Here is a 15,385-nt window from a genome sequence, read left to right on the forward strand (position 1 = left end):
ATCATATACGCTTTATTATGAATAGCATTCACTCCGTCCGTTAAACTAAAAAAAGTCAGCTCAACAACGCCGATGGTTGCAGGACTTGTACTGGCTTTCAATAATTAAAAGAGGAGCCCCACCATTCTTTCATGGTTGGGGCTCCCCTTTTATAAATATGGTTATCTTATTTCTGTGCCGCAGCCTCAATGTCTGCATAAGCCCAGTGTGTTGCAGGTACGTCTGTAAAAGATGGCGTAGTTACACCTGTTACCGGCGTCCGTTTGAACAGTACGTTTAATACTTTCACCGCTTCAGCGCGGGTCAGTTTGCTGTCCGGTTTAAATGTACCATCGTTATACCCTGTCATCAGGCCAGCCGATTGTACGTAGGCAATCGCATCGGAAGCCCAAAGGTTAGCAGACACATCTGTGAATCCAGCACCATCCGTTGCTTGCGATGTGCTGCTTGTTGCATCTGCGCTTTGTTGCTGCATCCAGCGGTACGCAATGGTCGCCATTTGTGCACGTGTAATTGAACCCTCTGGCGCAAATTGAGTGGCGTTCATACCGTTCATGATACCTGCGGATTGCGCTTTTTCAATATCACTCGCTGCCCAATGGGTTGCAGATACATCGGCGTAGTTTACAACGTTCGCAGATGCAGTTCCCGCATCATCAGACAGATTACGAGCCAGCATTGCTGCCATTTGCGCACGGGTTACGAATGCATCCGGGCGGAAATCAGCACCAAATCCGTTGATATACGGGTTGTGCGAGCCTTTGGAAGCTTTCAGTCCATCCACCACAACGAGCGTGAACGTGCTGAATTTGTTAACTGTAAATTCGATACCTTCACTGGAATCGCTGAGACTCACCAGTTTGCCTTGAATCAACTCTTTCGTACCGTCACTGTGTTCAATGTACACAGCCAGGTTGTCCAAAGCTTGTTGGCGGGCAGCAGGGTCAGTTGGCAGACTGTCGCGCAGCGGCAATGTCAGTGTTACTTCATGGCTTTGCATATTTGTTTCGATTTCTACTGGACGAGCCAGTACTTTCACGTTTGAATTTGGAGTAATCTGTTGAATCAATCGCTCTTTCTTCGCACGCTCTTCCACATCCTTACGCTCGGATTCCTTTTTCAACGGAACGACGCGGAAGTACAGATCTTGGTCAAATCCGGCAATCGACTTCGTTGGAACCGAGATAATAGCGTTCTCTGTGGAAATCTCAAGATTAAGCCCACCATCATTCAGCTGTTTCACCGCTGCTTTTGGCAGTTCAATGCGTGTCTCAGACACAGCATCTTTGGCGTCAGGGATGACAATGCGTGCCGTGTTCATGTTCAATTGCTTCGCTTTTTCCACCGATTCCTTAGCAATCGCCTCAGACATTTTCACGAGGTCCTTGATCGTGCCGTCTGCCTCGGTTGTACGTGTAATTGGCGTTTTAGTAAGGTTGGTGCCATTCGCTCCGTTCACGTCCACGACGATTTGTTCCTGCTTGGTCGTCGGTGTAGTCGTTGCAGGTGTAGTCACTGACGATCCATCACCTGTGCTTGAGCCAGGGTTGGTCGAACCATTGCCGTTATTGCTATCGCCATTTGCCGTGAAGACAATCTTCACCGCACGTCCTGGCAATAAGTCACTGATGGCTTTGTAACGAACCCATACCGTTTTGTCACCACTAAAATCAAATTTCTGAATAGAAGCAACATCAATCCAGGTCTGTTTGCCATTGAGGGAAATCTCCATCGTGTCATTCAAGCCCGTTATGGTGTTGGTGATATCATTTCCCGTTACATTAGGAGCCGTAAAGAATCGGTTGAAGACATACTGTAGATTCCCAACATCCTCGTAGCGGTCTTGTTCATTAAGCACCCATTCGGCCAGTTCTTTTCGGCCTTCCGTGCTGAGTTCAGCTCTTTTGGACAAATCAAGGGCACCTGTGCGTCTAAATTTATAGTTATCGAAGAATGCTTCCCCTGCAATCCATTCGTTCATGGCATGATCAAGCCACTCATCCATTAGCGGAATAGAAGTAGCATTCTCAAAGGATTCCAAATGCATAGAAAAGAGACTCAGTACAATCTCCGGATTAACAATATTCCCTTTAAATTCTCCTTCCAACCTTTCAAAAGCCACCTGATGCAAGTATTTATAAGCAAAAACACCTTTATCTACTTGGCTACGGTCCAAATGTTGTTGCCCCAGGCTGCGCAGCACATATGTTTGTTGGTCATTAAAATAATCGGGTCCATCCACCAACTTTTGTGCAAATAAATCCAGTTTGTTTTTAAGAACGTCGAATTCCTTCTGCCCCCAGATGGATTGTGCCAGAACAGCGAGTTCAATCATATATTGAACCTGATCTTTATTTCTATAATCGTTCTTCACATAATCAATCAGGAAACCAGCAATGAATTTCTTAACTTGCAAGGATTCATAGTATCCATTCGGTAAATTAATTTCCAGATCAGGATTTTCCACGGCCAGAATCATACCATCAATATCGTTGCTACTCTTTGCAGCATTTACAGCAGCCAACGCATCAATTTCATTACCAGGGAAAAATTCGTTAAATGTAGTCTGAATGGATTCAAAACTTGCATATCCATTAGTCGGTCTTTCAGTAAGCATATGATCAGCCAACTGTTCCTGCTCTTCTGGTGTCAAGTTATTCCATTTACTGATATTCAAAGGGAAGCTTCCAAGTGGAGTTTCCGGGTCATTGGAGTTATACGACTCAATATCTGACTGAATGTCAAACATCTTTTGCAACACTTCCAACATGTCTTCTGATGTTTCTACCTTATTTATATAAGGGGTATCGTCCAGAGCTGATTCTGTGTAATCCAGTATATCCGAGATCTTAAGGTTTCTTGTGAGTTTACGCTCATATATAAATGCGGTCATACGTCTTTCAACTGCGGAGGAATTGAAATAAAAGCGAATGTGCTCATAGTATGGATCATTAGCTTCCATATCATTGAAATATTGAATTCGCTGGTCTTGTTTATTGAAAAATTCATCAAGGATTTCTCTGGAGTCTGCTCCTCCAATTTTGCGAGGAAGTTCTAAAGTCTGTAGAGCCAACTGTACCAAATATTGAACTTGTTCCTTATTTTCAAACCCATCAGATGTCGGTGGACTTGCATACAGCAGCATGTATACTGCGATGTCAAACTGATCATCCTCAGACAACATGTTGAAATCAGGCTCAGCTACCAATTGCTTATGACGAAGCAACTCCAACACTGCCGGGATAAAGTTGGCGTTCTCTCCTTGCTGATTTCTTTTCTTATAATCGTTCAATTGGCTTAATAGAGCTTCACTATCCGGTTCAAAGAACGCATCAAAGGCTGCCTGAACTTCCGATACCGTTTCATAACCGTTTTGCGGCTTGTGATCAATCATCCATTGAGCCAGTTCAGATTTCTTGGTTGTATCATTTTCAATTGTGGACATTTTCTCCATATCAAAAACAAAAGGTTGAATATCAGGATTTTGCTTGAAATCTATATGTGGCTGAATAAATCCGTAAATTTCATAAAGTTTATCAAGTGATTCTCCCATACTTAATGTATCTATTGCTTTATTTATTTCTCTATAACCAGATATTTTTGAGACCATAAATTCGAGCTGACTATTAAAGTACGTTGGAAAAGAAAAGTCTTTAAATGTAATATTATAAAACAATATGTCACTCACAAACATTTTCAGATCTGCACCCGTTAAACTTGTATAATCATTTCCAGCTTGTACCCACTCAGTTTTTCCTACATTTGGGAAATAGGTATACCATTCTGCTAGCAGGCTATAAACTAGAGTGATGTTTTCCTGCAATGTGCTCGTCTCAATCTGCTTTGGAAGTTTGATGAGTTGGTACACTAAATCAAATACGTACTTGATTTGATTGTCGTTCTCATATGAGAATTCGAGTGGAAGCAGCATCACCATACCTCTGGCAATTTCATATTTTTGAATATCATTGAATGCTACATAATCTTCCGGTAGTGGAAACAAATTTTGTTGTTCAAGTAAATTTTGAACATTAGCCATTGTAACCTCTGCATCTGATTCAATATACGACTCTCTCTCCATATTTAGCTGCTGAAAGAGGGTAGGAGCTGGACCCGCACTTGCAACCCCTCCCACACTAACTACCTGTAATATCAAAACCACAGCTAATAAACAACTTATAAGCTTCTTGTAATACATTTAACGTTGTCCTCCTTGTCTCATGTTTTTTAGGCTTCATGTCTAATCGCCTATCAATCTAGGTCTAGTGTAGTACGCAACTCTGAACGGATTCTGAACATTCACTCCAATAAACGGAAAAAAATCCGGCCAGTAGGTGAAAAACAGGCCGGATTTCAAATATTTTTCGTCATTATTCATCATTTTTATTTCTGCATTTAATTATAGAGTCCTAAATTTCATAAATTTAAGAGGGTTCTCAAGCCCCTGTACACATACACCGCTCCTTGCACAACAAACAAGTAGGCGCATCAAATCATCGTATATCCACCATCCACAAACAATGTGCTTCCTGTCGTAAATGTATTTGTCATGAGATACGTAACCGTATGCGCAATCTCCTCATTGTAGCCCACACGCTTGAGCACAGACAGCTTCTCATAGTCTTTGAAATGTTCGCCGCGAGGTGTACCCTCCTGCCCCTCTCGCCAGATGGTTCCGGGGGATACGACATTCACACGAACAGGCGCCAGCTCCACTGCAAGTGCTTTTCCCAGACTTTCAATTGCCCCGTTACATGCAGCGTAAGAGGCACCGCCATCCAGCGGGCGCTGACTGAATCCGCCCGACATTAACGTGATCGAACCCGAATCCGATAGATATGCAGCAGCATATTTGGCAGCAAAATATTGAGGCCAGAACTTGCCCTTGAAGCAGCTTTCGGCCGTCTCCCGATCTGAAGTTAACGGACCACGAGTGTATGCAGCTCCAGGGGTGAACAGGTGATCGAATGCGCCAACCTGATTGAAAAATTGTTCGATTTGCTGTTCATCCTGGTTATCCAACACATAAACTTCGATGGACACCTCGCCAATCTTATCTTTGCCTCCGACATGAGCAATCTGCTTCCTCGCTTCCTCTAGCCTGGTCTCCGATCGTCCCGCGATAACCACATGTGCGCCAGCCTCAGCAGCCTGCACAGCTGTTGCAAGTCCAATTCCAGAGCTTCCTCCGATAATCACGACACGTTTATTCTCCAGTGTAAATGGACTCATTCTGCATCTTCCTCTCATAGCGCCAGAACTTTCGTTGTACCAGCGTTTTGTTCATTATTATTGAAATCAACAACGCTGAACAGTACGCAATTGGATCGTACCAGGTACGAAAATTCGTACTATTGGAACCAGATGACACAGTTATTACTGCCCAATTCACACAGACAAAACAAGCGGAAAGTGAAAAAATCAGGTATGATGAAGTTATATAGTTGTTTAATTCGAGGTGAATACTATGAATTTACAGGAACCACGGTTACAAGGTGTACTCGTTACGCTGGAAGCCATTAATGGAAAATGGAAACCGCTCATCCTGTTTATTTTATTGAAGGAAGGCACGAAGCGATTTGGTGAGCTAAGACGCATGATTCCCGATGTAGCGCAGGGCACGTTAACGAAACAGCTGCGCGAGCTGGAACAGGACCAGATTATTGTGCGCACTCTCTATGGCGATGTTCCACCAAAGGTGGAATACAGCCTGTCCGCACACGGGCAGACGATTGGTACGCTGTTGGATGGCATGTGTGGCTGGGGCAAAGCGCATCTGGAATATTTGAATGAAACCCAGCAGAGATTTAATGCGGAGAAATTAGCCGGGACCTCCAACATGAAGCAAAAGCGGAATAAAAACAACAAGGTTTAGCCTTTTACCGTTTAGGAAACAAACTTGTTTAAGACAAGCACGTCAGCTATACTTTCGTTCAGATGCACAACGGGCGAGGGGGATATGTAATGTTGCAGCTTTCGGAAAAACAGGCACAGGATATTGTCGATAAAATGATGCAAGACATTCCGTACAACATCAACATCATGAATGAGCAGGGCATTATCATTGGAAGCGGACAGAAGGAACGCGTAGGCACGATTCACCAGGGAGCGGTCCGTGCCCTGACCACCGGTGACCGCGTCGAGGTCTGGCAGGATGGCAAACTGGAGAAAATGGGCACCAACGAACCGATTCGGATCAATCATCAGCATGTCGGTGTCATCGGCATATCCGGCCATCCGGATGAAGTCCGGCCGTTCTGCAACATTGTGCGTACAACCGTAGCTCTCCTGATCGAACAACGTAATCAATTGGAAAGTCTGGCCCATGAAGCTTCTCGGAAAAAAGCCTTTCTGGAACGGCTGCTTGCCCACTCCGGTTCCTATTCAGAGAAGATCAGGCGGGAAGCGGCGCAATACCATATCGATCTGCAGCTCCCGACGGTTCTATTATACATTCGCTTTCCCCATGAAGCCCCTGAGTTTGGCACGGAGACAAGCCGGGCATTACTACAGCTTCCCTCGTTCTCAATCGAGGAGAATGGTCACGTGCAGATTATTCTGATCCAGAGCGAATCGGACGTTGACTCCATAATCCAGCTTGTACATCAGGAACAACCTCAAGCCTTCATCTCTGTTAGCAGACGGGATGCCAGTATATCCGCCAGTTATGAACAGGCAAGATCTGCGATGAATATTTTGCTCGCGCTTCGACCTGTGGCACCATTGATCCGTTATGATGATGTACAGTTTCTGGTGCGCTTCAGCAAAGCCAACCTGGCCCGCCATAACAATGTCGTCAGTAAGCTGGAGGACACAGCCGATCTGCTGGACACACTTCGCAGTTTCATTCATCACAATGGCAGCATGTCAACGACTGCAGAGGATCTCAACATCCATCGCAATACCCTGCAATATCGGCTCAAACGGATCCAGACCCTTACAGACAAAGATCCGCGCAATTGGCTGGAGCTCATTGAACTTACCCACGGTCTACTCGCGTCTTATCAGTAGATCCCACAACAAAAAGAGACTGAACCGGAATGCCCTGTTACTTGTGGACGTCCCTACGTTCAGTCTCTTTATACTCTTGGAACCCCTCATAACCGAACCACAGAATGTTAAGAAATCAGTCCCAATCTCAGCACCCTCGCAATATTCTCGGTTGTGCGCTCCACATTCTCCGGGCCTTCGCGCAGAAGTTGTTCCAGATCAGCCGCACCTGGCACAATACCAAACACCGCGTCAATACCTTCAGTGTACAACGTATCTATCCCTTCACCAACGTAACCTGCAATGGCGATAACTGGCTTGCCTGCTTCCTTGGCTGCCCGTGCCACACCGTAAGGGGTCTTTCCAAATTTCGTTTGAAAATCAATGCCGCCTTCGCCCGTAAATACCACATCCGCATGTACCAGCTTATCACGCAATCCAGTGTATTCAATGACAATTTCAATGCCTTTGCGCAACACAGCCTGTGTAAAAATCAAAAGTCCTGCGCCCAAACCACCTGCTGCACCAGCACCCGGCACATCACGTATATCCTTGTGCAGCTGCTGTTTGACCACGTCCGCATAATGGGATAGATTCGCATCCAGCACCTGCACCATCTCCGGTGTAGCTCCCTTCTGCGGTCCAAACACCCGCGAGGCGCCATGCTCCCCACATAACGGATTGGCTACGTCACAGGCGACAATGAACTCCACATCCTGCAATCGTTCATCCAGTCCAGTCACATCGATATGCGCCAGCTGATCAAGTGCCCCACCTCCACGCGCAAGCGGCTGGCTGGCCGCATCCAGGAATTTTGCGCCAAGCGCTTCGGCCATACCTGTACCACCATCGTTAGTCGCACTGCCGCCGATTCCGATAATGATTTTGCGCATCCCCTGATCCAGACACGCCCGAATCAGCTCTCCAGTACCATAGGTTGTCGTGCGAAGCGGGTCCCGGGTTTCCTTGTTCACTAGATGTATACCGCTCGCCGATGCCATCTCAATCGCTGCCGTTAACCCATCGCCCAGTATGCCATACTGTGCCAGTACAGGCTGTCCCAGCGGCCCGCTCACCTCTCTTTGGTGAATTACACCGCCAGAAGCATCCACCAGCGACTGCACGGTGCCTTCGCCTCCGTCAGCCATCGGTACATGAATATAGTTGGCGGTTGGATAGATTTTACGCAACCCTTTTTCCATGGCCACACATACTTCTTTCGCTGTCATGCTCTCTTTAAATGAATCCGGTGCCAGTACAAATGTCGTCTCTCTCATCTTCTCCCACCCCATCCGTGTTATTAAAGAATAAATCCGTAGATTAACGTCGCTACAATCGCCATCGTTCCACCCACGATCGCCTCATAAGGAATAACGCCCATCCGCTGCTTGATTGTCATCTTCATGCTGTCAGCCGAGACGTGGAAGTAATTGCCCTGTGGCAAGGAATCGATAACTGTCGCACCCGTGTGCACCATAACCGCCGCTGCGAGCGGAGCGGTCCCCATGTTCAGAATTGCATCTCCGAATGAACCGGTGGCAAGGATAACTCCTGTCGAGGTGGAAGCCGTCGCTGCCGCCATCAGAATACCAGCAATCGGCGCCAGGAAAGTACCAGATATCCCGGATGCTTCAATAAGACTTACCACCTGACCTGACAGGTCGGATGCAGAGATCAGTCCCGCAATGCCACCGGCTCCGACCAGAATAAGCACGGTGGCAGTCATTTTATTCAACCCAGAAGTCGTGTATTTCACAATGTTTTTGCTCTGCCCCATCGCCAGCATACCGATAATACCCGCAATCGGGAGAATGTACATCGCATCCACTTTGAATGTAGATAGTGCTGTTATACCTGTAATGGAGCCGATCGGATTAATCATCAGAAGAATGATGGCAACTAATGGTGCCACAATCGCTTTTTTCAGTGGTGGGTACTGTGATGTATCCACATCACCCTGCTCCGCTTCCTGATCGGTTACCATTACACCCTTGTTTTTAAGCATTGAAGCTACGATAACAGTTACAATTAATCCGCAGATGGCTGGAATCACACCTGCCAGCATGACATTGCTGAGATCCAGATCGAATCCCCGCGCCGCAGCAATCGTATTGGGATTTGGGGAGATAATATTCCCCGCCTTGCCTCCACCGGATAAAGCCAGCAAAAGCGCCAGCTTGGATATGCCCATTTTGTTACCGACGGATAGCGCAATTGGCGCTACAATCAGTACGGCCACGGGAATAAATACCCCAACGGCTGTAATAATCATCGTTGCCAGCGCCAAAGCCAGAATGGCCTTGCTGCCGCCAAATTTTCGCACGATGGCCTGGGCGATTGTCTCAGCTGCCCCCGACTCCATCATGACACCAGCCAGCACCCCGGCTGCCAAAACGCGGAGCACGGTACCCATGACACTTTGTGTGCCGTTCACCAGTATATTTACGGTCTCTTCCAGATTGGCTCCGCCAATTAAAGCGCCTACAATTGCGCCCAGAAATAAAGAGTAGACCGGATTCAGCTTCTTCAGAATCAGTATAATCGCAATCGCAAGTCCTGCCAGCGCGCCGATCCAGCTAATTGTTAAAGGTTCCATTGTCCATTGCCCCCCATGCACTTGTTGAACACGCTTTCATTATAGTTGCTGGTGAGCCAAATAAATATTGATGAACAGACGAAATTCATTGTGCACATGCACAATGAATAGTGGCAGGACCGAATATCCTGCCACCATTACACTAGCGTGCTTGGCCACTTCCTAGAGTAGCACACGGTGTTCCATTATATTTTTCATACTGATATGGGATTTGGATGGCCCTAGCTTCACAAGGGAGTCCTGGAACTCCGCAAGTTCTTCAATGGTTGCCGTCTGTACCTTGATCAGATAGTTGTACTCACCGCTAATCCGATATAAATCCGTGACCTCAACCGCCTGTTCACAGAAGCGAACGAATTCCTCACAATGCTCTGTTTTGAGCAAAATAAAAGTCGTTGTTCCACGGTTTAGTTTGGCCAGATCATAGATGGTTGAATATCCCGATATGACCCCATTTTCCTCCAGTTTGAGAATTCTCTCCTTGACCGAAGGTTGGGACATGTTCACCTCTTTGCTAATCTGTACAATCGGCAGGCGTGCATGGTGCTGCAGCAAACGCATAATCTGCTGGTCGATCTCATCTATAACATAACCCATTTGTAGACCCTCCTGAGTATCAGGCTAATTTAATAAGTTTTTTGGGATAAAAGAACTCATAAATTACAACTCTTACTCCATTATATCCTTTGATATCGCATGGTTCCAATGCACCGTTCCCTTTATACTTTAGAAAACAATCTGAAGAAGGAGTGATGAGCATGAGTGTAAACGGACTTGCTCACGTAGCCATTCAAGCACGTAATTATAAGGATACCCTCTCATTTTATACCGATGTATTAGGATTTAAAGTTGGCCACTCCTGGAGTCTGCCCGTCTTTCAAATTACCGAGGCGTGCATGCTGATCTCACCGGATCAACGCACCTGCATTGAACTGTTTGACCCCGGAGCCGTAATCGCGGCCGAAGGCGAACCAGCAGACTCTCCCGAAGCAGTGAAACATGGGGCCTTGCTGCATTTCGCCTTTTACGTAGACAATGTGGAAGAGATATACGAGCGAGCGCTTGCTCATGGTGCCAAGCCTTATGTTCAACCCGATTGGATCTCACTTGGTGAACCTCCACTTCAAGTTCGAAATGCGGTTGTGCATAGTCCAAATGGTGAAGTAATCGAATTCCTCGAAGAGGTTGATTTTGACCGTTCCTCTACACCATCGATTTAAGGTTATGCAAACCGAACAGCCTGTTGCCCGGAAATCCGTGGCGGCAGGCTGTTTTATACTATGTTATTTGAGCAATAGGACAGCGAGCGTATGGGCACTCCTTGCCCTCATTCCCTCTCTTCAATCCGGCGTATAATCGCTTAACTTCCCTTCATACACCAGCTGCAGTTGTTCACTTTGGCGAAAATCATCCGGGGTCACCAGCGCAGGCAGCTTGTTCCACAGTTTGATGCCTGAACGTTGCAGAATCTCGGCAACAAATTGCGAGCAAAAGTAGGAGTTGCTGAACTCTACTGGCTCCTTCAACGTAATGCCAATCACACCAAGCAGATTGTACATATATTTCTGGCGGCTGCGAATGAAGATGTGCAGCACCCGTTTCATTTTTTCCACCTCACGCTCCGTCACCTGAAGCTCATAAATGACACATGTGGTATTTGGATACTTGCTGTATGTACCTGTCTGAATATCTTCCTTCACGAACCCGCCGTTCAGCGGATTGCTCGGATGCTTGCGACCAAAGCTGTACAGCTCGGATAATTCCCGGTCAAATGAGATGGAGGCATGGTTGTATGGTGCTCTCGTGTAACTTTGAATGACTTTGGTAAACAACGTTCCCGTATTCGTAAGCAGGATATAGATGGAGCGTGGTTCTGTCATAACGAAATTTCCCCTTATCAAGTTGGTACTATTCCTTCATAATAACATAGGTACCCTATATTGGAATCTTACTTCTGGATAAGCAGGTGATTGTACTTGAGCAGTTCACTCTTTACCTTAACACTGATTTTTATTGCTTTACTGGTCATACATATCGTGTACAAAATCATTACGAAGCTTCAGCCGGACAAGGATTATTCGGGCATTGGCAACAAAATCAAAACCTGGTGGGGCATGTTGGTCATCTTCTGCCTCGCCACCCTCTTCAATCCGATTGTCTCCTTGATCTCTCTTATGGTACTCACCTTTTTCGCGCTGAAGGAGTACTTCTCCATGATCCGCAGCACCCGCAAAGCTGATCGTAGGTTGTTTCTATGGGCGTATCTGGCGATTCCGGTACAGTTCTACTGGATCTATATTGGATGGTATGGGATGTTTATCGTGTTTATTCCGCTATATGTCTTCCTGGTGTTGCCCCTGCCACGTCTGATTAATAAGGGCACAGTTGGCTTCCTTCGCAGTGTCAGCTCGACGCAATGGGGTTTGATGCTGATGGTATTTGGACTTAGTCATCTGGCCTACTTCCCGTTCGCAACACCGGAATATGGTTCAAAGCTTGTCCTGTTCCTGGTCGTGTTAACCCAGCTGAATGATGTGGTGCATTATCTGGCCTCGCTCTATCTGGGCAAACGTAAAGTGGTGCCCACGGCCAATCCTTTTTTGACATGGGAAGGGTTCGCCTGTGCATTCGTTATAACCACCGCTGCCTCTTATTTCATTCATCCTTACCTGACTCCGTTTGATGCACGTTTCGCGCTTTTCATCGGTGTGTTAATCGCTCTGGCTGGGTTCTTCGGAAGTCTGACGGTTTCTGTTCTGAAGCGGGATTTGTTAATCGGAGATGACAATAAGTTCGATGCGCTGAAAAAAAGCTACCTGAGCCGGGTCGACAGCCTGACGTACACCTCTCCGGTCATGTTCCACGTGGTGCGTTATTTCTTCGACTTTATGTAGGAGCAGCAGTATCTGTTACAGATACGAGGTGCGGAAACGCTCAGTCGATAGAACAAAGTGAGAGCTCACAATAAAAAGCAGCCTTTACGGCTGCTTTTACTCATTTATGGGCGAAATGAAGGCGCATGTATAATGTGCCTATTTCATTTTCCATTTTTGAATCCACAGAAAAGACGGCACATAACTATGATTTGCCTGATTATTTTAATTTAATTTCCTTCTCCGAGGTCACTTCTTTCCCCTCTTCATTGGTAAACACAAACGTGGCTTTGCCACGTTCACCCTTCATCTCATCCGAATAGATAAATCCGGAGAATTGCCCGTCACCACTGATATAAAACCCCTCTTTTCCATTCGCGCCATGCTCGATCGCTTCTTTGTAGGAATTCACAATCGTTACCGTGTTGGACGTCCAGCGCATCTCGGATAAAGCGTAGCCCTCAGGAATTTGTTTTATCGCAAAATCAAAGCTATTGCCCTCGGACGGCTTATCCGTCTGGTCAATGACGATCATGACCTGTCCTTCCGCATCAGCGGAGGATTCCGATTGGGCCGTAGGCTTGCCTTCATTTCCACTTTCATTCGCCTGATTATTGTTATTCTTCGCCTCAATATTGGGAACGGAACTATTTCCTGCTTCCTCTATGGGCTGCTTCGATTGTGGATAGGCGTGTTCCTGTACGGATTCGTTGTTGTTTTTCGCCCCACATGCACTGGTCAACAGCAAAATACATAGCGCAGACACCCAGAGTATAGATTTATTTTTATTTTTTTTCATCATTGGAACTCCCTCCATTGATCTAAAGTAACAAGCACGATGCATTCACCCAAAGAGAACTTTCCATTCAGCACTTCTATAGTAATTACTACACCATATCGTCTCACATTAAGCTCCATATTATGTAAATGAGTTATAAAACAGCTCGATTATTTCATCAATTGTGCGTGTTCACCAGAATGGATCAGGCGTAAAAAGGGGGCAAAGCAAGCGATCGGACGTTCCCGCGGAGTACGAAGCACCAAAATTCATGCCGTAGTTGATGCACTTGGAAAACGGATGTTGAAGTTCCTGACTCTGTCCAGGACTTTATTGGAAATTGTTGATTGTGATTTAGATAACATAAAGTTAACCATATTCATAAATAATGTTAATTTTATGTCATTCATCACTTAAATTGCTCTGATATAATTTCTGCTAGGTAGATAAAAGGGGAATAAATTGTTGAAAAATGAGCGACATCGAAAAATAAAGTAACAGCATCCCCCCCATTTGATATACAGCAGGGAAGGATTACTCGCTGCATGGAAATAGCTTTTAGCACATGGTGATATAAAAAACGATGGAACAGGAGATTTTAATCCATACGGGGATTAACTCAGTTATCAAGCGAGTAACTTGCGAAAACATTATTTTATAGTAGGAGTGTGAGATATGAAAAAAACATTATTGGCTTGTATGATGATAATGCTGATGTTAGCATCAGCTTGTGGAAAGGTTGAAACGATTTCAAGTTCAAATACATCTAGTGAGCCAAAACCTGAAGCAAAGGAGTCTACCAGTCCAGCTAGCACCTCCGAGTATTGTTCGCAAGGACGTGAAAAATTGGATAGTGAAACTGAAAAATTTATTTACGGAACTTGGAAAGTCAAGAAGCACCTTGGGTTTGCAAATTCTTATAATGATGCTTCTGAATATCCAACAGGGCAAAAATTTATTGGAGATGAAATTGTAATCAAAAAAGACTTTTTTTCATCAAAAGGATTAAAAAACTATAGTAATTATCAATATGAGCTGAAGAATCCATTATATGAAATTACATCAACATGCGATAACGCTGACGCATTTTATAGACTATATAAAATAGATATGCCGGATCTGAATGCTAATGATTTAGTAAAAGCCATCGATATAAGTGATCCATCAACAAAGCTCAGTATACCTGTTAGCGTAAGTTTCTTTGTTGTTAATAACGATAGGCTGATCTTATTATCAGAGGCGACTATTTTTGAGCTTGAAAAACAGATGACTAAATGAGTTTGCTTGTGGTAATAAATTCTGTGATAAAAGAAAGAAAGGTCAGCCATAAAGGCTGACCTTTCTTGTTTGTGTTGTAAGACGATTGAACTATAGTGTATATACTGGATATTTATGAGTATAACCCGAGCCTTTACAGAATAATTCAGCTTCTTCATTTCTACGTCTTTGCAAACTTCTATCATATGAAAATGCTTTACTTACTAGTTTAGAACAATTGTCAAGTTCCTGAGTTGAACGTGGCCCTTGGAAAGATGGGTAGATTAGCTTGTATGCAAGCAGAGCTACTACATCATCGGTACTAAGTACCCCAGAGCCTGCATTAAAAGTAAGCGAAACAAGTGCATCAAACTGATTTTGTGAAAGGGACATACCTGCAGGAAGTGACACTTTATTTACGGATGATACAGCACTTGCAGTATCATTGGTGAAAAATGTATTTGCCTGAGACTGAGTAATTGGAGAAGTATAACTGAGTCCCAAAGATTTTGATAGAGCGTCAGCTTGAGCTTGGGTTAAAGTTGTATTCGCTGTGTATGTTTTAGACTTTGTTATCAGATGTCCATATCCAACTGTTGGAAAGCCTTTTGGATCGGCATAGAATTTTAAGTTAAGTCCCTCATGCCCTTTCATAAAAGTTGCTCCATTAGCGCTTAGATTTGCCATAATAATCACTCCTGAAATTATTTTTAATAGAAGAACAATAAGGAGGAATCATAGCAAGAACAACCATTCCCAAGTTTTCTGCAATGCCGTATTGCCTTCACATATATATAAAGAGAAATGAGTCTCTTTTTTTACAACCACGCTCCAAATTTTATTTCAATTCACTAGTATCGAAAGTCTGTATCACCTCAATCATTTTGACAT

The 15,385-nt window shown here is 44.9% G+C and carries 12 protein-coding genes and 2 pseudogenes; 6 read left to right on the forward strand and 8 right to left on the reverse strand.

Annotated elements, in window-relative coordinates; all coding sequences use genetic code 11:
- Positions 1-166: 166 nt before the first annotated feature.
- Both RS891_RS30795 and RS891_RS30800 read right to left on the reverse strand, forming a co-directional pair.
- Positions 167-4,198 carry an S-layer homology domain-containing protein gene (locus RS891_RS30795; protein WP_315794046.1) on the reverse strand — a complete coding sequence of 1,344 codons (4,032 nt, stop codon included), beginning with the start codon at positions 4,196-4,198 and terminating at the stop codon, positions 167-169.
- A gap of 290 nt (positions 4,199-4,488) precedes the next feature.
- Complete coding sequence (locus RS891_RS30800; RefSeq protein WP_315794047.1) at positions 4,489-5,232, reverse strand: SDR family oxidoreductase; 744 nt, start codon at positions 5,230-5,232, stop codon at positions 4,489-4,491.
- Positions 5,233-5,467: 235 nt separating this feature from the next.
- On the opposite strand from RS891_RS30800, the pseudogene RS891_RS30805 reads away from it, so the two are divergent.
- Positions 5,468-5,794, forward strand: a pseudogene (locus tag RS891_RS30805) (winged helix-turn-helix transcriptional regulator); the annotation flags it as partial.
- A gap of 170 nt (positions 5,795-5,964) precedes the next feature.
- Positions 5,965-7,011, forward strand: coding sequence for a CdaR family transcriptional regulator (locus tag RS891_RS30810; RefSeq protein WP_315794048.1), 1,047 nt, complete (start codon positions 5,965-5,967; stop codon positions 7,009-7,011).
- 107 nt (positions 7,012-7,118) lie between these two features.
- Here RS891_RS30810 and RS891_RS30815 read toward each other — a convergent pair whose 3' ends face one another.
- The 3 genes from RS891_RS30815 to RS891_RS30825 form a co-directional block, all read right to left on the reverse strand.
- Complete coding sequence (locus RS891_RS30815) at positions 7,119-8,267, reverse strand: glycerate kinase (protein WP_315794049.1); 1,149 nt, start codon at positions 8,265-8,267, stop codon at positions 7,119-7,121.
- Between the two features lie 23 nt (positions 8,268-8,290).
- Complete coding sequence (locus tag RS891_RS30820) at positions 8,291-9,586, reverse strand: GntP family permease (RefSeq protein WP_113053206.1); 1,296 nt, start codon at positions 9,584-9,586, stop codon at positions 8,291-8,293.
- Positions 9,587-9,748: 162 nt separating this feature from the next.
- Positions 9,749-10,183, reverse strand: a complete 435-nt coding sequence (locus RS891_RS30825) for an Lrp/AsnC family transcriptional regulator (RefSeq protein ID WP_113053207.1) — start codon at positions 10,181-10,183, stop codon at positions 9,749-9,751.
- Between the two features lie 161 nt (positions 10,184-10,344).
- On the opposite strand from RS891_RS30825, the gene RS891_RS30830 reads away from it, so the two are divergent.
- Positions 10,345-10,806 carry a VOC family protein gene (locus RS891_RS30830; RefSeq protein ID WP_315794050.1) on the forward strand — a complete coding sequence of 154 codons (462 nt, stop codon included), beginning with the start codon at positions 10,345-10,347 and terminating at the stop codon, positions 10,804-10,806.
- Positions 10,807-10,926: 120 nt separating this feature from the next.
- Here the strand turns inward: RS891_RS30830 and RS891_RS30835 are convergent, their stop codons facing one another.
- Positions 10,927-11,466 (reverse strand): C40 family peptidase, encoded by a 540-nt coding sequence (locus RS891_RS30835; protein ID WP_076287277.1) that lies wholly within the window; start codon positions 11,464-11,466, stop codon positions 10,927-10,929.
- 96 nt (positions 11,467-11,562) lie between these two features.
- Between RS891_RS30835 and RS891_RS30840 the strand changes: the two genes are divergently transcribed.
- Positions 11,563-12,480 carry a phosphatidate cytidylyltransferase gene (locus RS891_RS30840; RefSeq protein ID WP_113053209.1) on the forward strand — a complete coding sequence of 306 codons (918 nt, stop codon included), beginning with the start codon at positions 11,563-11,565 and terminating at the stop codon, positions 12,478-12,480.
- 199 nt (positions 12,481-12,679) lie between these two features.
- Here RS891_RS30840 and RS891_RS30845 read toward each other — a convergent pair whose 3' ends face one another.
- Positions 12,680-13,261: a hypothetical protein gene (locus RS891_RS30845; protein ID WP_315794051.1), complete on the reverse strand. Its 582-nt coding sequence runs from the start codon at positions 13,259-13,261 to the stop codon at positions 12,680-12,682.
- A 183-nt stretch (positions 13,262-13,444) separates the two neighbouring features.
- On the opposite strand from RS891_RS30845, the pseudogene RS891_RS30850 reads away from it, so the two are divergent.
- Both RS891_RS30850 and RS891_RS30855 read left to right on the forward strand, forming a co-directional pair.
- Positions 13,445-13,531, forward strand: a pseudogene (locus RS891_RS30850) (IS5/IS1182 family transposase); the annotation flags it as partial.
- 381 nt (positions 13,532-13,912) lie between these two features.
- Positions 13,913-14,515: a hypothetical protein gene (locus RS891_RS30855; protein ID WP_113053210.1), complete on the forward strand. Its 603-nt coding sequence runs from the start codon at positions 13,913-13,915 to the stop codon at positions 14,513-14,515.
- A gap of 90 nt (positions 14,516-14,605) precedes the next feature.
- Here the strand turns inward: RS891_RS30855 and RS891_RS30860 are convergent, their stop codons facing one another.
- A complete protein-coding gene (locus tag RS891_RS30860; RefSeq protein WP_113053211.1) occupies positions 14,606-15,181 on the reverse strand; it encodes a lysozyme in 576 nt (191 codons plus the stop codon).
- Positions 15,182-15,385: the final 204 nt, after the last annotated feature.

The sequence above is a fragment of the Paenibacillus sp. BIC5C1 genome, assembly GCF_032399705.1.
GTDB lineage: Bacteria > Bacillota > Bacilli > Paenibacillales > Paenibacillaceae > Paenibacillus > Paenibacillus taichungensis_A.